Origin of the sequence: Pseudomonas sihuiensis (genome assembly GCF_900106015.1) — a bacterium.
GTDB classification, from domain to species: domain Bacteria; phylum Pseudomonadota; class Gammaproteobacteria; order Pseudomonadales; family Pseudomonadaceae; genus Aquipseudomonas; species Aquipseudomonas sihuiensis.
The window spans coordinates 1,534,073-1,552,906 of record NZ_LT629797.1 but is presented as its reverse complement, the minus strand read 5'-3'; the positions used below and the strand labels follow the sequence as shown (position 1 = coordinate 1,552,906).

The 18,834-nt window shown below is 61.2% G+C and carries 16 protein-coding genes and 3 tRNA genes; 15 read left to right on the top strand and 4 right to left on the bottom strand.

The window, feature by feature from the left end; translation table 11 throughout:
• Positions 1-8: 8 nt before the first annotated feature.
• Together ampC and BLT86_RS07325 are read right to left on the bottom strand one after the other, a co-directional pair.
• The gene (gene ampC, locus BLT86_RS07330; protein WP_092375715.1) at positions 9-1,145 is read right to left on the bottom strand and encodes a class C beta-lactamase; all 1,137 of its coding nucleotides are present in this window, start codon (positions 1,143-1,145) and stop codon (positions 9-11) included.
• 12 nt (positions 1,146-1,157) lie between these two features.
• Positions 1,158-1,595, bottom strand: coding sequence for an Lrp/AsnC family transcriptional regulator (locus BLT86_RS07325; protein ID WP_017676709.1), 438 nt, complete (start codon positions 1,593-1,595; stop codon positions 1,158-1,160).
• Positions 1,596-1,730: 135 nt separating this feature from the next.
• Here BLT86_RS07325 and BLT86_RS07320 point away from each other — a divergent pair, with 135 nt between their 5' ends.
• Complete coding sequence (locus BLT86_RS07320) at positions 1,731-2,627, top strand: DMT family transporter (RefSeq protein ID WP_075748008.1); 897 nt, start codon at positions 1,731-1,733, stop codon at positions 2,625-2,627.
• Here BLT86_RS07320 and BLT86_RS07315 read toward each other — a convergent pair.
• A complete protein-coding gene (locus tag BLT86_RS07315) occupies positions 2,617-4,446 on the bottom strand; it encodes a sigma-54-dependent Fis family transcriptional regulator (RefSeq protein WP_092375710.1) in 1,830 nt (609 codons plus the stop codon). The genes BLT86_RS07320 and BLT86_RS07315 overlap by 11 nt on opposite strands.
• Before the next feature lie 259 nt (positions 4,447-4,705).
• Between BLT86_RS07315 and BLT86_RS07310 the strand changes: the two genes are divergently transcribed.
• From BLT86_RS07310 to BLT86_RS07285, 6 genes are read left to right on the top strand one after another with little or no spacing between them, the layout of a single operon-like run.
• Positions 4,706-5,800: an ABC transporter ATP-binding protein gene (locus tag BLT86_RS07310; protein WP_092375708.1), complete on the top strand. Its 1,095-nt coding sequence runs from the start codon at positions 4,706-4,708 to the stop codon at positions 5,798-5,800.
• Positions 5,800-6,897 (top strand): ABC transporter ATP-binding protein, encoded by a 1,098-nt coding sequence (locus BLT86_RS07305; protein ID WP_092375704.1) that lies wholly within the window; start codon positions 5,800-5,802, stop codon positions 6,895-6,897. Before BLT86_RS07310 ends, BLT86_RS07305 begins: the two co-directional genes overlap by 1 nt.
• A complete protein-coding gene (locus BLT86_RS07300) occupies positions 6,894-7,757 on the top strand; it encodes a carbohydrate ABC transporter permease (RefSeq protein ID WP_017676714.1) in 864 nt (287 codons plus the stop codon). The genes BLT86_RS07305 and BLT86_RS07300 overlap by 4 nt, the downstream gene beginning before the upstream one ends.
• 8 nt (positions 7,758-7,765) lie before the next feature.
• Positions 7,766-8,566 carry a carbohydrate ABC transporter permease gene (locus BLT86_RS07295; RefSeq protein ID WP_017676715.1) on the top strand — a complete coding sequence of 267 codons (801 nt, stop codon included), beginning with the start codon at positions 7,766-7,768 and terminating at the stop codon, positions 8,564-8,566.
• Positions 8,567-8,578: 12 nt separating this feature from the next.
• Positions 8,579-8,851, top strand: coding sequence for a DUF2160 domain-containing protein (locus tag BLT86_RS07290; RefSeq protein ID WP_003459912.1), 273 nt, complete (start codon positions 8,579-8,581; stop codon positions 8,849-8,851).
• A 51-nt stretch (positions 8,852-8,902) separates the two neighbouring features.
• Positions 8,903-10,645, top strand: coding sequence for an ABC transporter substrate-binding protein (locus tag BLT86_RS07285; RefSeq protein ID WP_092375702.1), 1,743 nt, complete (start codon positions 8,903-8,905; stop codon positions 10,643-10,645).
• Between the two features lie 119 nt (positions 10,646-10,764).
• Here the strand turns inward: BLT86_RS07285 and folD are convergent, their stop codons facing one another.
• Positions 10,765-11,619 carry a bifunctional methylenetetrahydrofolate dehydrogenase/methenyltetrahydrofolate cyclohydrolase FolD gene (folD, locus tag BLT86_RS07280; RefSeq protein ID WP_021488920.1) on the bottom strand — a complete coding sequence of 285 codons (855 nt, stop codon included), beginning with the start codon at positions 11,617-11,619 and terminating at the stop codon, positions 10,765-10,767.
• A 270-nt stretch (positions 11,620-11,889) separates the two neighbouring features.
• Between folD and BLT86_RS07275 the strand changes: the two genes are divergently transcribed.
• The 8 genes from BLT86_RS07275 to hupB all read left to right on the top strand — a co-directional run bounded on the left by BLT86_RS07275 (position 11,890) and on the right by hupB (position 18,739).
• Positions 11,890-11,966 (top strand) — tRNA-Arg (locus tag BLT86_RS07275).
• Positions 11,967-12,005: 39 nt separating this feature from the next.
• Positions 12,006-12,081 (top strand) — tRNA-His (locus BLT86_RS07270).
• A gap of 56 nt (positions 12,082-12,137) precedes the next feature.
• Positions 12,138-12,222, top strand: a tRNA-Leu gene (locus BLT86_RS07265).
• 128 nt (positions 12,223-12,350) lie between these two features.
• Positions 12,351-13,661 (top strand): trigger factor, encoded by a 1,311-nt coding sequence (gene tig / locus BLT86_RS07260; protein ID WP_021488932.1) that lies wholly within the window; start codon positions 12,351-12,353, stop codon positions 13,659-13,661.
• Between the two features lie 94 nt (positions 13,662-13,755).
• The gene (gene clpP / locus BLT86_RS07255) at positions 13,756-14,397 is read left to right on the top strand and encodes an ATP-dependent Clp endopeptidase proteolytic subunit ClpP (protein WP_004424103.1); all 642 of its coding nucleotides are present in this window, start codon (positions 13,756-13,758) and stop codon (positions 14,395-14,397) included.
• A 107-nt stretch (positions 14,398-14,504) separates the two neighbouring features.
• Positions 14,505-15,785, top strand: coding sequence for an ATP-dependent Clp protease ATP-binding subunit ClpX (gene clpX, locus BLT86_RS07250; protein WP_017676722.1), 1,281 nt, complete (start codon positions 14,505-14,507; stop codon positions 15,783-15,785).
• A 149-nt stretch (positions 15,786-15,934) separates the two neighbouring features.
• A complete protein-coding gene (lon, locus tag BLT86_RS07245; RefSeq protein ID WP_021488933.1) occupies positions 15,935-18,331 on the top strand; it encodes an endopeptidase La in 2,397 nt (798 codons plus the stop codon).
• A 135-nt stretch (positions 18,332-18,466) separates the two neighbouring features.
• Positions 18,467-18,739: a nucleoid-associated protein HU-beta gene (hupB, locus tag BLT86_RS07240; protein WP_003239952.1), complete on the top strand. Its 273-nt coding sequence runs from the start codon at positions 18,467-18,469 to the stop codon at positions 18,737-18,739.
• Positions 18,740-18,834 lie beyond the last annotated feature (95 nt).

Genomic DNA, 18,834 nt, shown 5'->3' with positions numbered 1-18,834 from the left:
AAAACAGCCTAGGGTTCGAGGCTCTCGAGCAATTGCAACGCCAGGCGCACGCGCTCGGCATTGGGATAGTTACGGTTGGCGAGTATCACCAGACCGGTATCGCGCGCCGGTAGCAGCAGAATGTAGGCGCCGAAACCGTTGGTCGAGCCGGTCTTGTTCAGCAGCAGGTCACCTTCGGCTGGCTTGGGCACGCTGAAGCGCTCCACCGGCTGGGGTTGCAGCGCCATTTCTGCAGAGTTGCCGGCCTGCAGCTTCGTCAGGCTGATGGGGTAGGCATAGCGCTCCCAGCCCAGAGCCTGGGCCATGTCAGCAACCTGGTAGTAACCGCGATGGGTGGAACTGACGGCCTGACGCAGCGGTGCGGGCAGCTTGTCCGGGTGCAGGTTGGCGTCGATGAAGCGCAGCATGTCGGCGGCAGTGGATTTCAAGCCGTAGGCCTCGGCATCCAGCACGCCGGGACTCACGCGCACGGCCTTGTCATCGCGGTAGCCCCAGGCATACCGCGTCATCTGCTCGGTAGGTATCTGCACGTAGCTTTCCTGCATGCCCAGTTGCGGCAACAGGTCCTTCTCCATCAACTGCTGAAACGGCTTGGCCATACTGGCCGCTGCCAGGTGGCCGAACAGGCCGATGCTGGGGTTGGAATACAGCCGCTGCATACCCGGCGCATAAACCGCCTGCCAGTTGCGGTAGTAGTCGAGCATTTGCCGTTCGCTGCTGACCGCGTCCGGAAATTGCAGTGGCAGGCCGCCGGCGGTGTAGGTGGCCAGATCCAGCAGGCTGATGTGATCGAAGGCAGTGCCGCGCAGCTCTGGCAGATATTGGCTGGCGTTGTCGCTGAGGTTCAGCGTGCCGCGCGCTTCGGCGTAGGCGCCGAGGGTGGCGGTGAAGAGTTTGCTGATCGAGCCCAGTTCGAACAGGGTGTGGCGATCCACCGCCTGGCCGCTTTCACGTGAGGCGACGCCGTATTCGAAGAAATGCTGCTGGCCCTTGTGGCTGATGGCGATGGCCATGCCGGGGATGGCATAGGTCTGCATCATCGGTTTCACGGCAGCATCGACGGCCTGGTTCAGCTCGGCGAAGGCCGATTGGCTACCCAGGCAAAGGCCGAGCGTGACGAGCAGGGGGCGAAGGGATGGGCGCATGATCGTTCCTTGTCAGTTCATCGGGGGCAGGCGGCGGGGCACCGAGGTCTTCTTGACGATGGCAGTGTTGGTTTCGGCGTAGCCGTTGATGCGGTCGAGCACCTCGTCCAGTTGCTCCATGGAGCGCACGTGCAGGCGAGCCACGAAGCAGTCCTCGCCGGTGACCTTGTCGCATTCGGTGAACTCGGGCGTGGCCTGAATCAGTCGCTCCACTTCATGCAGCTTGCCGGGCAGCGGCCGCACGCGAACGATGGCCTGCAACTGATAGCCGAAATGGCGCGGATCGATCTCCACCGTATAGCCCTTGAGCACGCCGCGTTCCTCCAGGCGGCGCAGCCGCTCGGCCACGCTGGGGGAGGACAGGCCACTGATCTGCGCCAGGGCTTTGAGTGAACGCCGCGAGTCTTCCATCAGGGCGGCGATCAGGGTCTGGTCGATTTCATCGGTCATTGCAGGCCTCGTTAGGTAAAAGCCGGAATATGCCGTTGTAAAAAAGGCGAGGACTGGATTCTGCCTCAGATTCTCCATGGAGAGGGAAGTTGCACCTTCGGATAATTATCGTCATCTCTCGAAGAGGCTCCCCTCATGGATAACAACCTCAAACGCGGTTCGCTGGAAATGGTCGCCGCCATGCTGATTTCCGGCACCATCGGTTGGTTCGTCCTGGTATCCGGCCAGGCCGTGGTGGATGTGGTGTTCTGGCGCTGCCTGATCGGCGGCGGCATGTTGCTGTTGGTCTGCGCCGTGCTCGGCCTGCTGCGTGCCGAGCTTCTGGGGCGGCGCGTATTGCTGCTGGCGGTGCTCAGCGGCGTGGCCATCGTCGGTAACTGGTTGCTGTTGTTCGCCTCTTACGCGCAGGCCTCCATCGCCGTCAGCACCGTGGTCTACAACGTCCAGCCTTTCATGTTGGTGGGCCTGGCGGCGCTGTTTCTCGGCGAGCGCATCACCTGGCTCAAGCTCGGTTGGCTGGCGCTGGCTTTCATCGGCATGCTGGCCATCGTCAGTGCCCACGGGCGGGGCGCGGTGGCCGGTGGCAACTACCTGCTGGGCATCGCCCTGGCGCTGGGGGCGGCGCTGCTCTATGCGGTCGCGGCATTGATCGTCAAACGCCTCAGCGCTACGCCGCCGCATCTGATCGCGCTGATCCAGTTGCTGACCGGTGTGCTGATGCTGGCGCCCCTGGCTGGGCATCAGCTGCCGCAGGGCGAGGTGGCCTGGGCCAGCCTTGCGACCCTGGGTGTGGTGCATACCGGGCTGATGTACATGCTGCTCTACGGCGCCATCCAAAAACTGCCGACGGCGCTGACCGGCGCGCTGTCGTTCATTTATCCGGTGGCGGCGATCCTCGTCGACTGGCTGGCCTTCGATCACTGGCTCAGCCCGCTGCAGTGGCTCGGTGTGGCGGCCATTCTGCTGGCAGCCGCGGGCATGCAGCAGGGCTGGCGGCTGGGCATAAAGACCCGGCGTGCCGTCAGGGTCTGACGCCCTGTTCGCGTAGGCGCTTGTACAGCGTGTTGCGGCTCAGACCGAGGTGGCGGGCAAGGTAGGAAATGTTGCCGCCGCAGGCCTGGTACTGGCTGGCCAGATCGTCGGGCTCGGGGTGTGCTTGCAGGGTCGTGTCCGTCGGCAGGTCGAGAAAGAAGTCGTCCGGCAGGTGTTCGGCGCGTATGGGCTGGTCGTCCGCCATGGCCAGCGCCACGCGCAGCACGCTGCTGAGTTGGCGCAGGTTGCCTGGCCAGGGGTGGTGCTGAAACAGCTCCAGTACCTCGCGGCTGATACCCGCGCGCTGGTGGGGTTCACGGTGCTGCTCCCACAGTTTATGGAACAGCGCCTGCTTGTCGCTGCGTTCGCGCAGTGGCGGCAGCTCGAGGTTCAGGCCGCTGATGCGGTAGTACAGGTCGGCGCGGAACTGGCCGCTGTCGACATCCTGGCGCAGCGGGCGGTTGGTGGCAGAGACCAGGCGCACGTCGACCGGATGCAGCTCGCTGCTGCCCAGCGGCTGCACGCAACGTTCCTGCAGCACGCGCAGCAGGCGCGCCTGCACGCGCAGCGGCATGTCGCCGATCTCGTCGAGAAACAGCGTGCCCTTGTGCGCCTTGCGGATGAGCCCGATGTGGCCCTTCTGGCTGGCGCCGGTAAAGGCGCCTTTCTCGTAGCCGAACAGCTCCGACTCCACCAGCTCGGCCGGAATGGCCGCGCAGTTGACCGCGATGAACGGCTGACTGGCGCGCGAACTGGCCTGGTGCAGGGCCTTGACGAAAACCTCCTTGCCGGCACCGGTTTCGCCCTGAATCAGGATCGGAATGTCCTTCTCCAGCAGGCGTTCGGCCTGGCGCACGACCTTGTCCATCCGCGCATCACCAGCGCTCAGAGTATGCAGGCGTGGCTCTTGCGGCGTTCTCTGGGTAGCTTGCGGGCGGAAGTCGCGAGGCTGGATCGGAGCGGGTCGGGCAGGGCGACGTACCCGAGCATGGAAGCGAAAATGGCCACTGGTGCGCAGGCTGAAGGGCTGGCCGTCCGGTTGGTTGAGCAGCTGTTGCAGCGGCACGTCGAACAGCTGCTCGATGGCGCCGTAGGTCAGGGGTTGGCCCAGCAGGTTGTCGGCGCGGCGGTTGGCGGACACCACGTGGCCTTGTTCGTCGAACACCACCAGGCCGGCCCAGGGGCTGTCGAGGTTATCGAGGCTGGTGTTGAAGCTGAGCAGGTGATACTGGTCGGCGAACAGCTTGAGGATCAGGCGGTTCTCCACCGACTGGCTCATCATCTTGACCATGCCGAGGGTGTGCGCCGGCGGCAGGTAGCTGTCGCTGGACACGTCGAGCACGGCGATCATGCGCCGTTGCTCGTCGAAGATCGGCGAGGCCGAGCCGGTCATGAAACGGTTGGCCTTGAGAAAGTGCTCGTCGTGCTGGATATGCACGGCCTGGCCGCAACTGAGCGCGGTGCCGATGGCGTTGGTGCCGGTGTAGCGCTCCAGCCAACTGGCGCCGGCAATGAAACCGGCGGCCTGGCGCGGCTCGATGAAGCGCTGGTCGCCCCAGGATTGCAACAGCCGGCCCTGCTCGTCGGCGAGCATGATCAGGCAGTTGGAGTTGGCGAGGATGGTGCCGTAGTAGGGCAGAACTTCCTGGTGGGTGGTCTGCACCAGGGCCTGGCGGCTTTCCAGCAGGGCCGAAAGTTCGCCGGCAGGCGGTGGGTCGAAGCGCGGCGAGCTCTGATGGGTCAGGCCATAGTCACGACAGCGCGACCAGGACTCCTGGATGAGGGTGTCGTGCGCCGGGGCGCGGGCAGCTTCTGTCATACATGATCTCTTCTTGTTGGTTCGCGATCTGCGCCGCGATCAATTCAGTTTCGTTCAAGCCTGTTCAAAGTCAACGAACGAATTGTTCAGTTGTTCACATTCGACTGTTCAAAAGTGTTCAGCGGAATACCAGCGTGCTAATGAGCTTGAATGGCTTTTTTGATTTCTATCAAAGAGATACGTCTGATTTTTGGGCACTGGCACGCTTGTCGCTATCGATGTTCGCAACCGAATGGCACGACAAGAAAAAGGACAGGCCATGTCGCTCAAGCTCGAACACGTCACCCGTATCGTCGATGGCCAGGTGCATATCGACGATGCCTGCCTGAGTTTCGAACCCGGCTCATTCAACGTCCTGCTCGGCCGCACCCTGGCCGGCAAGACCAGCCTGATGCGGCTGATGGCCGGTCTGGATCGGCCCAGCAGCGGCCGTGTGCTGATGAACGGTGCCGATGTCACGGGTATGCCGGTGCGCCAGCGCAACGTGTCGATGGTCTATCAGCAGTTCATCAACTACCCGACCCTGACGGTGTTCGAGAACATCGCCTCGCCGCTGCGTCAGGCCGGTGTGGCCAAGGAGCAGATCGTCGAGAAGGTCGAGGCCACCGCGCGCATGCTGCGCATAGAGAAACTGCTGTCGCGCTACCCGCTGGAGTTGTCCGGCGGCCAGCAGCAGCGCACGGCCATGGCGCGGGCGCTGGTCAAGGACGCCTCGCTGATTCTTTTCGACGAGCCTCTGGTCAACCTCGATTACAAGCTGCGTGAGGAGCTGCGCCAGGAAATGCGCGAGCTGTTCCAGGCGCGCCACACCATCGCCATCTACGCCACCACCGAGCCCAACGAGGCGCTGGCCCTGGGTGGCACCACCACCATCCTGCATGAGGGGCGGGTGGTGCAGAGCGGCAAGACCGCCGAGGTCTACCACCGTCCGCAGCAGATGCTGGCCGCCGAGCTGTTTTCGGAACCGGCGATCAATCTGCTGCCTGGACGCATCAGTGGCACTGAGGTGAGCTTCGCCGATTGCGTGCATTTTCCGCTCAACCCCGATCTGCGCGGCATCGCCGAGGGTGAATATCGCTTCGGCGTGCGCCCCAGCCATATCGGCCTGGTGCCGTCCAATGACGATGATCTGGAGTTGGCGGTAACCGTCGAGCTGGCCGAGATCAGCGGCTCGGAAACCTTCCTGCATGTGCGCAACGAGCAGTTCGTGCTGGTGCTGCATCTGCCGGGCGTGCACGAGTACGCGGTGGATACACCGATCCTGATCTACATCCCCACCCACAAGCTGTTCGTGTTCGCCGCCGATGGGCAGTTGGTGCAGGCGCCCAGTCGCCGCCAGGGGAGGGCTGCCTGATGGCCGAGATTCGCTTGCACAACCTCGCGCACAGCTACAGCGGCGTGCCGAAGGCGCCGGAAGACTACGCGATTCGCGAGATGAACCATGTCTGGCAGCAGGGCGGCGCCTATGCGCTGCTGGGGCCGTCAGGCTGCGGCAAGTCCACGTTGCTCAACATCATCTCCGGCCTGCTCAGCCCGTCGCAGGGTGAAGTGCAGTTCGACGGCAAGGCGGTCAACACGCTGTCGCCGCAGGAGCGCAACATTGCCCAGGTTTTCCAGTTTCCGGTGGTCTACGACACCATGACGGTGTTCGACAACCTGGCCTTCCCACTGCGCAATCAGGGCATGGACAAAGCGCGGGTGATGAGCAAGGTGCACGAGATCGCCGAGGTGCTGGAGCTGCATCCGCTGCTGCACAAGAAGGCGCGCAACCTCACCGCCGACGAGAAACAGAAGGTCTCCATGGGCCGTGGTCTGGTGCGTGACGACGTCTCGGCGATCCTCTTCGACGAGCCACTGACGGTGATCGACCCGCACCTGAAATGGAAGCTGCGGCGCAAGCTCAAGCAGATCCACGAGCAGTTCAACATCACCATGGTCTACGTCACCCACGATCAGCTGGAGGCCTCCACCTTCGCCGACAAGATCGCGGTGATGTATGGCGGACAGATCGTCCAGTTCGGCACGCCGCGCGAGCTGTTCGAGCGCCCGGGGCACACCTTCGTCGGCTATTTCATAGGCAGCCCGGGCATGAACCTGATCGAGGTGCAGCGCTGCGAGGGCGGCGTGCGTTTTGCCGGGACGATGTTGCCGCTCTCCGCCGCGCTCAACCAGCGCCTCGCCGAGCTGGACGGCAAGCGCCTGCAGGTGGGCATCCGTCCCGAGTTCGTGCATCTCTGGGATGGCGCCTATGAAGACGCGCTGTGTGGTCGGGTGCTGCATGTCGAGGATCTCGGCACCTACAAGATTCTCACCTTCGATCTCGACGGCCAGGTGCTCAAGGTGCGCCTGCAGGAGGATCAGCCCGTGCCGCGCGAGCAGGTCTACCTGAGCTTCCCGGCGCAGTGGCTGATGCTCTATGCCGACGACTACCTGGTGGAGGTGGCGCCATGAGGGTGCAGAACAACAAGGCCTGGTGGCTGGTGCTGCCGGTATTCCTGCTGGTGGCGTTCAGCGCCATCGTGCCGATGATGACGGTGGTCAACTATTCGGTGCAGGACATCTTCGATCCGTCCACGCGCTACTTCGTCGGCGTCGACTGGTATCGCCAGGTGTTGCAGGACCCGCGCCTGCACGACTCGCTGCTGCGCCAGTTCATCTTTTCCGCCTGCGTGCTGCTGATCCAGATCCCGCTGGGCATCGCCATCGCCTTGTGCATGCCGACACGCGGGCGCTGGGCGTCGCTGTGTCTGATCCTGATGGCCATTCCGCTGCTGATCCCGTGGAACGTGGTGGGCACCATCTGGCAGATCTTCGGCCGCGCCGATATCGGCCTGATGGGCTGGGCGCTGAACAAGCTGGGCATCAGCTACAACTATGCCTCCAACACCATGGACGCCTGGGTGACGGTGCTGATCATGGACGTCTGGCACTGGACCTCGCTGGTGGCGCTGCTGTGCTACTCCGGCCTGCGCGCCATTCCTGACGTCTATTACCAGGCGGCGCGCATTGACCGCGCGTCGAACTGGGCGGTGTTCCGCCATATCCAGCTGCCCAAGCTGAAAAGCGTGCTGCTGATCGCGGTGATGCTGCGCTTCATGGACAGTTTCATGATCTACACCGAGCCCTTCGTGCTCACCGGCGGCGGGCCTGGCAACGCCACCACCTTCCTCAGCCAGACCCTGACGCAAATGGCCATCGGCCAGTTCGATCTGGGCCCGGCAGCGGCGTTCTCGCTGGTGTACTTCCTGATCATCCTGCTGGTGTCCTGGTTGTTCTACACCGCCATGACCCACGACGACAAAACCCGCTGAGGCCGACCATGACGCTACGCAAACGCCTGGTACTGCTGATCTATTTCCTGTTTCTGCTGGTGCCGATCTACTGGCTGCTGAACATGTCGTTCAAGAGCAATACCGAGATCCTCGGTGGCCTCAGCCTGTGGCCGCAGAGTTTCACCCTGGACAACTACCGGGTGATCTTCACCGACCGCAGCTGGTACGAGGGCTACCTCAACTCGCTGTACTACGTCAGCCTCAACACCCTGATCTCGCTCAGCGTGGCGCTGCCGGCGGCCTATGCCTTCTCGCGCTATCGCTTCCTCGGCGACAAACACCTGTTCTTCTGGCTGCTGACCAACCGCATGGCGCCGCCAGCGGTGTTCCTGCTGCCGTTCTTCCAGCTGTACTCGTCCATCGGCCTGTTCGACACCCATATCGCCGTGGCACTGGCGCACTGTCTGTTCAACGTGCCGCTGGCGGTGTGGATTCTCGAAGGCTTCATGTCCAGCGTGCCGAAGGAAATCGATGAGACGGCCTATATCGACGGCTACAGTTTCCCCAAGTTCTTCGTGAAGATCTTCATTCCGCTGATCCGCTCCGGCATTGGCGTCACCGCCTTCTTCTGCTTCATGTTCTCCTGGGTCGAGTTGCTGCTGGCGCGCACCCTGACCTCGGTGGACGCCAAGCCCATCGCGGCGGTGATGACCCGTACCGTGTCCGCCTCGGGCATCGACTGGGGCGTGCTGGCTGCTGCCGGGGTACTGACCATCCTTCCGGGGATGCTGGTGATCTGGTTCGTTCGCAACCACGTGGCCAAGGGCTTCGCCCTCGGTCGCGTGTAAGGGAGGTTCGTCATGAGCTGGATGGCCTGGACTCTACCAACCGCGCTGTTCTTCGCCGGCATCGCCGTACTGCTGGCCGGCATGACGCTGGTCGAGCTGCGCTGGCCGTGCGTCGAGCGCAAGGGTTTTCTGCCGATCACCACCACCCGGGGTGATCGGTTGTTCATCGGTCTGCTCGGCAGCGCCTACCTGCACCTGCTGGTGATAGGCGTGACCGACTGGAGCGTGTGGATAGCGTCGCTGCTATCGCTGTTGTGGTTGTGCGCAGTCATGCGCTGGGGCTGAGCCGGGCTGCCGCCGGTATGCCTCTCCCCAAATCCTGAGATGGAGGTCTCTATGTTCGACAATAACAACAAGACCCGACATAGCATGGCGTTGGCCGCCTTGCTGGCGTTGTCCGGTTTGAGCGGTGCGGCCTGGGCGGATGCCTATGAAGAGGCCGCGAAGAAATGGATCGCCGATGAATTCAACCCATCGACTCTGACGCCCGAGCAGCAGCTCGAAGAGCTGAAATGGTTCATCAAGGCCGCCGAGCCGTTTCGTGGCATGAATATCAGTGTGGTGTCGGAAACCATCACCACCCACGAGTACGAGTCCAAGGTGCTGGCCAAGGCCTTCAGCGAGATCACCGGGATCAAGCTCAAGCACGACCTGCTGCAGGAAGGCGACGTGGTCGAGAAGCTGCAGACGCAGATGCAGTCGGACAAGAACATCTACGACGGTTGGGTCAACGACTCCGACCTGATCGGCACCCACGCGCGCTACGGCAAGGCCGTGGCGATCAGCGACATGATCAAGGGTGAGGGCAAGGACTTCACTTCACCGACCCTGGATCTCGAAGACTTTATCGGCACTTCCTTTACCACCGGGCCGGACGGCAAGCTGTATCAATTGCCCGATCAGCAATTCGCCAACCTCTACTGGTTCCGCGCCGACTGGTTCGAGCGCCCGGAGCTCAAGGCCAAGTTCAAGGAGATTTACGGCTACGAGCTGGGCGTGCCGGTCAACTGGTCGGCCTACGAGGACATCGCCGAGTTCTTCTCGGTGCACGTCAAGGAAATCGACGGTCAGCGCGTCTACGGCCACATGGACTACGGCAAGAAGGACCCGTCGCTGGGCTGGCGTTTCACCGATGCCTGGTTCTCCATGGCCGGCGGCGGCGATAAGGGCCTACCCAACGGTTTGCCGGTGGACGAGTGGGGCATTCGTGTTGACGGCTGCCGGCCGGTGGGTTCCAGTGTCGCCCGCGGTGGTGACACCAACGGGCCGGCGGCGGTGTTCGCCACGCAGAAATACGTCGACTGGATGCGCCAGTACGCGCCGCCGGAAGCGCAGGGCATGACCTTCTCCGAATCCGGCCCGGTGCCTGCGCAGGGCGCCATCGCCCAGCAGATCTTCTGGTACACCGCCTTTACCGCCGACATGACCAAACCGGGCCTGCCGGTGGTCAACGAAGACGGTACGCCGAAGTGGCGCATGGCGCCTTCGCCGAAAGGACCGTACTGGGAGGAGGGCATGAAGCTCGGCTATCAGGACGCCGGTTCCTGGACCTTCCTCAAGTCCACCCCGGAGAAGCAGCGTCTGGCCGCCTGGCTCTACGCCCAGTTCGTCACTTCCAAGACCGTGTCGCTGAAGAAGACCCTGGTCGGCCTGACGCCGATTCGCGAGTCGGACATCAACTCCCAGGCCATGACCGACGCCGCGCCCAAGCTCGGCGGGCTGGTGGAGTTCTACCGCAGCCCGGCGCGCGTGCAGTGGACGCCGACCGGTACCAACGTACCGGACTACCCGCGTCTGGCTCAGCTGTGGTGGCAGTTCATTGCCGAGGCCGCCAGCGGCGACAAGACCCCGCAACAGGCACTGGATGGCCTGGCGGCTGCGCAGGACACCATGCTCGGTCGCCTGGAACGCTCCGGCGTGCTGGGTGAATGCGGGCCGAAGCTGAACGAGCCGCGTGATCCGCAGTACTGGTTCGATCAGCCGGGCGCACCGAAGCCCAAGCTGGCCAACGAGAAACCCAAAGGCGAGACCATTGCCTACGACGAGTTGCTCAAGTCCTGGGAACAGTCGCGCAACTGAATCTCAGGGGCGCAGTGGCTGAAGCCCTTCGGCGAGGGGGCTTCCTTCCTTGTGGGAGCGGCTTCAGCCGCGATAAAAAACGGCACCCTAGGGTGCCGTTTTTCATTCAGCCGTACCGCTTATTTATGCAGATGCTCCGCCGCGTGCAGGGTGTTTTCCAGCAGGCCGGCGCGGGTCATCGGGCCAACGCCGCCTGGAACCGGGGTGATCCAGCCGGCGCGGGGCAGGGCGGCATCAAAGGTCACGTCGCCGACCAGCTTGCCGTCTTCCTGGCGGTTGATGCCGACGTCGATGACGATGGCGCCTGGCTTGATCCACTCGCCCTTGACCAGCCCAGGCTTGCCGGCAGCGACCACGACGATATCGGCCTGGCCGACGTGAGCAGCCAGATCCTTGGTGAAGCGGTGGGTGACGGTCACGGTGCAACCGGCCAGCAGCAACTCCATGGCCATTGGTCGGCCGACGATATTGGACGCGCCAACTACCACTGCATGCATGCCGTAGAGATCGGCGCCGGTGCTTTCCAGCAGGGTCATGATGCCCTTGGGGGTACAAGGGCGCAGCAGCGGCATGCGCTGGGCCAGGCGGCCGATGTTGTAGGGGTGAAAGCCGTCCACATCTTTATCCGGGCGAATGCGTTCGAGCAGCAGGGACGAGTCGAGATTCTCCGGCAGCGGCAGCTGTACCAGGATGCCGTCGATGGCCGGGTCTTCATTGAGCTCGTCGATCAGGGCGAGCAGATCGGCCTGGCTGGTCTCTGCCGGCAGATCATAGGCGCGGGAAACAAAGCCGACTTCTTCGCAATCCTTGCGTTTATGTGACACATAGACCTGGGAGGCAGGATCGGTGCCGACCAGGATCACGGCCAGGCCTGGCGCACGAAGGCCTTGCTGGCGGCGTTCGGCGACACGTTGGGCAATCTGCTGGCGGAGGCTGGCGGCGATCGCCTTGCCGTCGATCAGTTGTGCGGTCATTGCGCTGGTTAACCATGTAAGAAGGATGAAAAAAGGACGCGCATTCTCGCATGGGCGCTCACTTGGGCAAAGGCGCCTACCGTCGTTTTCGCGTAACTCCTTTAAATCGCTGAATTTTTTTGAAAATTTCTGTTGACGAGGTTGGGAGCCGTCTATAACATTCGCCCCGCTTCTCAGGAACAGCCACTCGCTGGGTGAGGCGGCAAGAGCCAAGCCCTGGTGGTGAGGTTGGAGCCAAAAGCTTGTAAGTCTGCGCTAGCAGATGGATAAGTGCCCGTAGCTCAGCTGGATAGAGCATCCGCCTTCTAAGCGGATGGTCGCAGGTTCGAGTCCTGCCGGGTGCGCCATTTGGCGGTCAGGCAAGTTGAGTAAGCAAATGCAATATGGTGGGCGTAGCTCAGTTGGTAGAGCACAGGATTGTGGCTCCTGGTGTCGTGGGTTCGATTCCCATCGTCCACCCCATATTCCAAAGCGCCAGGCCAAAAGCCTGGCGTTTTTGTTTTAAGCTGCAAAGCCACGCGGACGTGGTGGAATTGGTAGACACACCAGATTTAGGTTCTGGCGCCGCAAGGTGTGAGAGTTCGAGTCTCTCCGTCCGCACCATCTTTATATAGCCCCTCCCGACTGCCGCCTGCTTCTAGGGTGACTTCTGCACATTGACCCTCTAGAATGCTTGGCCTTGATTCGGGGCCGGTTCGAGCCGGCTTATGTCTGTGCAACGAGGAATATCCATGCAAGTTTCTGTTGAAAGCACTTCTGCTCTTGAGCGCCGCATGACTGTCGGCGTACCCGTCGAGCGCATCGAGACCGAAGTCAACAAGCGTCTGCAACAGACTGCCCGTCGTGCCAAGGTTCCTGGCTTCCGTCCTGGCAAGGTGCCGATGAGCGTGATTCGTCAGCGCTATGAAGATGCCGCTCGTCAGGAAGCGCTGGGCGACCTGATCCAGGCTACCTTCTATGAGGCCGTGGTCGAGCAGAAGCTGAACCCGGCCGGCGCTCCGGCTGTAGAGCCGAAGTCCTTCGAGAAGGGCAAGGATCTGGAATACGTCGCTACTTTCGAAGTATTCCCTGAGTTCCAGGTAACCGGCCTCGACACTATCGCCATCGAGCGCCTGCAGGCTGAAGTCGCCGACAGCGACGTCGACAACATGCTCGACATCCTGCGCAAGCAGAACACTCGTTTCGAAGCTGTTGAGCGCGCTGCCGAGAATGGCGACCAGCTGAACATCGATTTCGTCGGTAAGATCGACGGCGAAGCATTCGCTGGCGGTAGCGCCAAGGGCACCCAGCTGGTGCTGGGCTCCGGCCGCATGATCCCGGGCTTCGAAGACGCCCTGGTCGGTGTCAAGGCTGGTGAAGAGCGCGTGATCAACCCGACCTTCCCCGAGGACTATCAGAACCTCGATCTGGCCGGCAAAACCGCCGAGTTCACCGTTACCGTAAACAGCGTTTCCGCTCCGCAACTGCCTGAGCTGAACGACGAGTTCTTCGCCCTGTTCGGTATCAAGGACGGCGGTCTGGAGGGTTTCCGTGTCGAAGTTCGCAAGAACATGGAGCGTGAACTGCGTCAGGCCATCAAGTCCAAGATTAAGAACCAGGTAATGGACGGTCTGCTGGCTGCCAACCCGGTCGAGGTGCCGAAGGCGCTGATCGGTAACGAAGTGAATCGTCTGCGCGTGCAGGCCGTTCAGCAATTCGGTGGCAACATCAAGCCTGACCAACTGCCGGCCGAGCTGTTCGAAGAGCAAGCCAAGCGCCGTGTGGTGCTGGGCCTGATCGTCGCTGAAGTGGTCAAGCAGTTCGAACTCAAGCCTGACGAAGCCCGCGTGCGCGAGCTGATCGAAGAGATGGCCTCGGCTTACCAGGAGCCTGAGCAGGTCGTTGCCTGGTACTACAAGAACGACCAGCAAATGAACGAAGTGCGTTCGGTTGTACTGGAAGAGCAAGTTGTAGATACTGTTCTGCAGAAGGCCAACGTGACCGATAAAGCGGTTTCCTACGAAGACGCAGTCAAGCCGGCGGAAGCTCCTAAAGCCGACTGATCTGGTAACCTCGTTCGAGTACACCACCTTAAGCCAGCCTCCGTGCTGGCTTATGTGTATTTGAGACATGACTATTAGGGAGTGAGCGCAAGACATGTCCCGCAATCCTTTTATGCAAAACATGCCTGAAATCCAGGCCGCTGGCGGCCTGGTGCCGATGGTCATCGAGCAATCCGCTCGTGGCGAGCGTGCCTATGACATCTATTCGCGTCTGCTCAAGGAGCGCGTGATCTTTCTGGTTGGCCCGGTCGAGGACTACATGGCCAACCTGATCTGCGCCCAGTTGCTGTTTCTGGAAGCAGAGAATCCGGACAAGGACATCCATCTGTACATCAACTCGCCGGGTGGCTCGGTGACTGCCGGCATGGCGATCTACGACACCATGCAGTTCATCAAGGCGGATGTGTCCACCACCTGCATTGGTCAGGCCTGCAGCATGGGTGCTTTCCTGCTGGCTGGCGGCGCCAAGGGCAAGCGTTTCTGCCTGCCGAACTCGCGCGTGATGATTCACCAGCCGCTGGGCGGCTTCCAGGGGCAGGCCTCGGACATCGAGATCCACGCCAAGGAAATCCTCTTTATCCGTGAGCGCTTGAACGAGCTGCTGGCTCAGCACACCGGTCAGAGCCTGGAAACCATCGAGCGTGATACCAACCGCGATAACTTCATGAGCGCTTCGCGCGCCGTGGAATATGGTCTCGTCGATGCCGTGCACGAAAAGCGTCAGATGCCGGTCTAGATAAGGCACTGGTCGCGGGCATCCTTCACTGACGCGAGCTGCGCCCTTGAAAATGCCCGCATTTGCCTTCATCTTGTGTTTCAAGCCTACCGTATTGGATTGATCGAATGACTGATACCCGTAACGGTGAGGACAACGGCAAACTGCTTTATTGCTCCTTCTGCGGCAAAAGCCAGCATGAAGTGCGCAAGTTGATCGCCGGTCCTTCCGTCTTCATCTGCGACGAATGCGTCGACCTGTGCAATGACATCATCCGCGAGGAGGTGCAGGAAGCACAGGCCGAGAGCAGCGCGCACAAACTCCCGGCACCCAAGGAAATCAGCGGCATCCTCGATCAGTACGTGATCGGTCAGGAGCGCGCCAAGAAAGTGCTGTCGGTAGCGGTATACAACCACTACAAGCGTCTCAATCAGCGCGACAAGAAAGACGATGTCGAGCTGGGCAAGAGCAACATTCTGCTGATCGGTCCGACTGGTTCGGGCAAGACGCTGCTGGCCGAAACGCTGGCACGCCTGCTCAATGTGCCGTTCACCATCGCTGACGCCACCACCTTGACCGAAGCCGGTTATGTCGGTGAGGACGTCGAGAACATCATTCAGAAGCTGCTGCAGAAGTGCGATTACGATGTCGAGAAGGCCCAGATGGGTATCGTCTACATCGACGAAATCGACAAGATCTCGCGCAAGTCCGATAACCCGTCGATCACTCGTGACGTGTCGGGCGAGGGCGTGCAGCAGGCGCTGCTCAAGCTGATCGAGGGCACCGTGGCCTCGGTTCCGCCGCAGGGCGGGCGCAAGCATCCGCAGCAGGAGTTCCTGCAGGTTGATACGCGTAATATCCTGTTCATCTGTGGCGGTGCGTTCGCCGGCTTGGAGAAAGTCATTCAGGCTCGCTCCACCCGAGGTGGTATCGGTTTCGGTGCAGAAGTGCGCAGCAAGCAGGAAGGCAAGAAGATCGGCGAGTCTCTGCGCGAGGTCGAGCCGGACGATCTGGTCAAATTCGGCCTGATTCCCGAGTTCGTCGGTCGTCTGCCGGTGATCGCGACACTGGAGGAGCTGGACGAGGCTGCTCTGGTGCAGATTCTCACCGAGCCGAAGAACGCGCTGACCAAGCAGTACGCCAAGCTGTTCGAGATGGAAGGTGTGGATCTGGAGTTCCGTTCCGATGCGCTGAAATCCGTGGCGCAGAAGGCACTGGAACGCAAGACCGGTGCGCGTGGCCTGCGTTCGATTCTCGAGGGCATTCTGCTCGACACCATGTACGAGATCCCGTCCCAGCAGGACGTGAGCAAGGTGGTGATCGACGAGAGCGTCATCGAGGGTTCGTCCAAGCCGCTGCTGATCTACGAGAACAGCGAACCGCCGGCGAAGGCCGCGCCAGACGCCTGACGGCTGTTACACGATGCAAAGAAGGGGCCCCTCGGGCCCCTTCGCTTTTGTGGACATTGCGCTTGTTTTTTACGGGAGCTACCCCCATCTTAAAAGCCAAGGGTAATCCCGCCTGTTTACGGCCTTATGGCCGCCGCTGAGCCGAAATCATGAAGACAACCATCGAATTGCCTCTCCTGCCATTGCGCGATGTAGTGGTCTATCCGCACATGGTCATCCCGCTTTTCGTCGGGCGTGAGAAATCCATCGAGGCCCTCGAGGCGGCGATGACGGGTGACAAGCAGATCCTGCTGGTAGCCCAGAAGAACCCGGCCGTCGATGATCCGGATGATCAGGATCTTTATCGCGTTGGCACCGTTGCCACCGTCCTGCAGTTGCTCAAACTGCCCGACGGCACCGTCAAGGTGCTGGTCGAGGGTGAGCAGCGCGGCTCGATCGAGCGTTTCATCGATCTCGATGATCATTGCCGTGCCGAGGTGCAACTGATCGAGGAGGGCGAAACTGCCGAGCGCGAATCGGAAGTCTTCACCCGCAGTCTGCTCAGTCAGTTCGAGCAGTACGTGCAGTTGGGCAAAAAGGTCCCGGCCGAAGTCCTGTCTTCGCTCAACAGCATCGATGAGCCCAGCCGCCTGGTCGACACCATGGCCGCGCACATGGCGCTGAAGATCGAGCAAAAGCAGGAAATCCTCGAAATCACCGCGCTGTCCGCTCGCGTCGAGCACGTACTGGCCCTGCTGGATGCCGAGATCGACCTGCTACAGGTCGAGAAACGTATTCGCGGCCGCGTGAAGAAGCAGATGGAGCGCAGTCAGCGCGAGTACTACCTGAATGAGCAGATGAAGGCCATTCAGAAAGAGCTTGGCGATATCGATGAAGGTCATAGCGAACTCGACGAACTACGCAAGCGCATCGATAACGCGGGGCTGACCAAGGAAGCCTTGACAAAAGCCAATGCCGAGCTGAACAAGCTCAAGCAGATGTCGCCGATGTCCGCTGAAGCCACTGTGGTGCGCTCCTACATCGATTGGCTGGTGAACGTGCCGTGGAAGGCCGAAAGCAAGGTGCGACTGGATCTGGCGCGTGCCGAGAATATTCTCGATGCCGATCACTACGGCCTTGAGGAGGTCAAGGAGCGCATTCTTGAATATCTCGCCGTGCAGAAGCGGGTGAAGAAGCTCAAGGGGCCGGTGTTGTGTCTGGTTGGCCCGCCCGGCGTAGGCAAGACCTCGCTGGCCGAGTCCATCGCCACCGCGACCAACCGCAAGTTCGTACGCATGGCCTTGGGCGGCGTACGTGACGAGGCCGAGATTCGGGGGCACCGCCGCACCTACATCGGCTCGATGCCGGGTCGCCTGATTCAGAAGATGACCAAGGTCGGCGTGCGCAACCCGTTGTTCCTGCTCGACGAGATCGACAAGATGGGCCAGGACATGCGCGGCGATCCTGCCTCTGCATTGCTCGAAGTCCTCGACCCTGAGCAGAACCATAATTTCAACGATCACTATCTGGAGGTCGACTATGACCTGTCGGATGTGATGTTCCTTTGCACCGCCAACTCGATGAACATCCCCGGCCCGCTGTTGGATCGGATGGAGGTCATTCGTCTGCCGGGTTACACCGAGGACGAGAAGGTCAACATCGCCATCAAGTACCTGGCGCCCAAGCAGATACAGGCCAATGGCCTGAAGAAGGGCGAGCTGGAGTTCGACGAGTCGGCGATTCGCGACATCATTCGTTACTACACGCGTGAAGCTGGTGTGCGCAGTCTGGAGCGACAAATCGCCAAGGTCTGCCGCAAAGTGGTCAAGGAGCATGTACGCGAGAAGCGCTTCCAGGTCACGGTCAGCACCGATTCCCTGGAGCACTTCCTGGGTGTGCGCAAGCATCGCTATGGCCTTGCCGAACAGCAGGATCAGATCGGTCAGGTGACCGGGTTGGCCTGGACTCAGGTCGGCGGTGAGCTGCTCACCATCGAGACGGCCGTGGTGCCTGGCAAGGGCAATCTGATCAAGACCGGTTCGCTGGGTGATGTCATGGCAGAGTCGATGACGGCAGCCATGACGGTGGTTCGAAGCCGTGCAAAAAGCCTGGGGATCCCGGCTGATTTCAACGAGAAGCGCGACGTTCACATCCATATGCCCGAAGGTGCCACGCCCAAGGATGGCCCGAGCGCGGGCATTGGTTTGTGCACGGCACTGGTATCGGCCCTGACGCAGATTCCGGTACGGGCGGACGTGGCCATGACCGGGGAAATCACCCTGCGTGGTCAGGTGCTGGCAATCGGTGGGCTCAAGGAAAAACTTCTGGCGGCTCATCGGGGTGGGATCAAGACCGTGATCATTCCCGAAGAAAATGTGCGTGATCTGAAGGAAATTCCGGAAAATATTAAGCAAGACCTGCAGATTAAACCGGTTAAATGGATTGACGAGGTCCTGCAAATTGCGCTGCAATACGCCCCGGAGCCCTTGCCCGATGCGGCTCCGGAGATGGTTGCAACGGATGACAAGCGCGAGTCTGATTCCAAGGAGCGAATCAGCACGCATTAGCCGGGGGGCTTCCTTGACACAATTTTTGAGCCCTTGTTATAAAGCGGCTTTTATTGTGTCGGCAGGCCATCCAGCACCCGCTTTGCTTACACTAAAAATCAAGAAACAAACTCAACAGAAATAAGGGGACTTAGAGTGAACAAGTCGGAACTGATCGATGCCATCGCTGCATCTGCTGATATCCCGAAAGCTGTTGCTGGCCGCGCGCTGGATGCAGTGATTGAATCCGTCACTGGCGCTCTGAAGGCTGGTGACTCCGTTGTGCTGGTAGGCTTCGGTACCTTCGCTGTCAAAGAGCGTGCTGCTCGCACTGGTCGCAACCCGCAGACCGGCAAGCCGATCAGCATCGCTGCTGCCAAGATCCCAGGCTTCAAAGCTGGCAAGGCTCTGAAAGACGCCGTCAACTAAGCGTCTTCTGGGTTTGCCTCGCCGTCAGGCTCTGTCTGGCGGCTGTTAGGGGGCAGCGCAGGTAGTCCTAGACTCTTCTGCTCTGACCGCTTAAC

What these genes read in the sequence shown, in the direction of transcription:
- clpP (WP_004424103.1), top strand. Translation starts at nt 13,756, where the DNA reads ATGTCCCGCAATCCTTTTATGCAAAACATGCCTGAAATCCAGGCCGCT.
- tig (WP_021488932.1), top strand. Translation starts at nt 12,351, where the DNA reads ATGCAAGTTTCTGTTGAAAGCACTTCTGCTCTTGAGCGCCGCATGACT.
- BLT86_RS07315 (WP_092375710.1), bottom strand. Translation starts at nt 4,446, where the DNA reads ATGACAGAAGCTGCCCGCGCCCCGGCGCACGACACCCTCATCCAGGAG.
- BLT86_RS07285 (WP_092375702.1), top strand. Translation starts at nt 8,903, where the DNA reads ATGTTCGACAATAACAACAAGACCCGACATAGCATGGCGTTGGCCGCC.
- folD (WP_021488920.1), bottom strand. Translation starts at nt 11,619, where the DNA reads ATGACCGCACAACTGATCGACGGCAAGGCGATCGCCGCCAGCCTCCGC.
- BLT86_RS07300 (WP_017676714.1), top strand. Translation starts at nt 6,894, where the DNA reads ATGAGGGTGCAGAACAACAAGGCCTGGTGGCTGGTGCTGCCGGTATTC.
- lon (WP_021488933.1), top strand. Translation starts at nt 15,935, where the DNA reads ATGAAGACAACCATCGAATTGCCTCTCCTGCCATTGCGCGATGTAGTG.
- BLT86_RS07320 (WP_075748008.1), top strand. Translation starts at nt 1,731, where the DNA reads ATGGATAACAACCTCAAACGCGGTTCGCTGGAAATGGTCGCCGCCATG.
- BLT86_RS07290 (WP_003459912.1), top strand. Translation starts at nt 8,579, where the DNA reads ATGAGCTGGATGGCCTGGACTCTACCAACCGCGCTGTTCTTCGCCGGC.
- BLT86_RS07310 (WP_092375708.1), top strand. Translation starts at nt 4,706, where the DNA reads ATGTCGCTCAAGCTCGAACACGTCACCCGTATCGTCGATGGCCAGGTG.
- BLT86_RS07305 (WP_092375704.1), top strand. Translation starts at nt 5,800, where the DNA reads ATGGCCGAGATTCGCTTGCACAACCTCGCGCACAGCTACAGCGGCGTG.
- clpX (WP_017676722.1), top strand. Translation starts at nt 14,505, where the DNA reads ATGACTGATACCCGTAACGGTGAGGACAACGGCAAACTGCTTTATTGC.
- ampC (WP_092375715.1), bottom strand. Translation starts at nt 1,145, where the DNA reads ATGCGCCCATCCCTTCGCCCCCTGCTCGTCACGCTCGGCCTTTGCCTG.
- BLT86_RS07295 (WP_017676715.1), top strand. Translation starts at nt 7,766, where the DNA reads ATGACGCTACGCAAACGCCTGGTACTGCTGATCTATTTCCTGTTTCTG.
- BLT86_RS07325 (WP_017676709.1), bottom strand. Translation starts at nt 1,595, where the DNA reads ATGACCGATGAAATCGACCAGACCCTGATCGCCGCCCTGATGGAAGAC.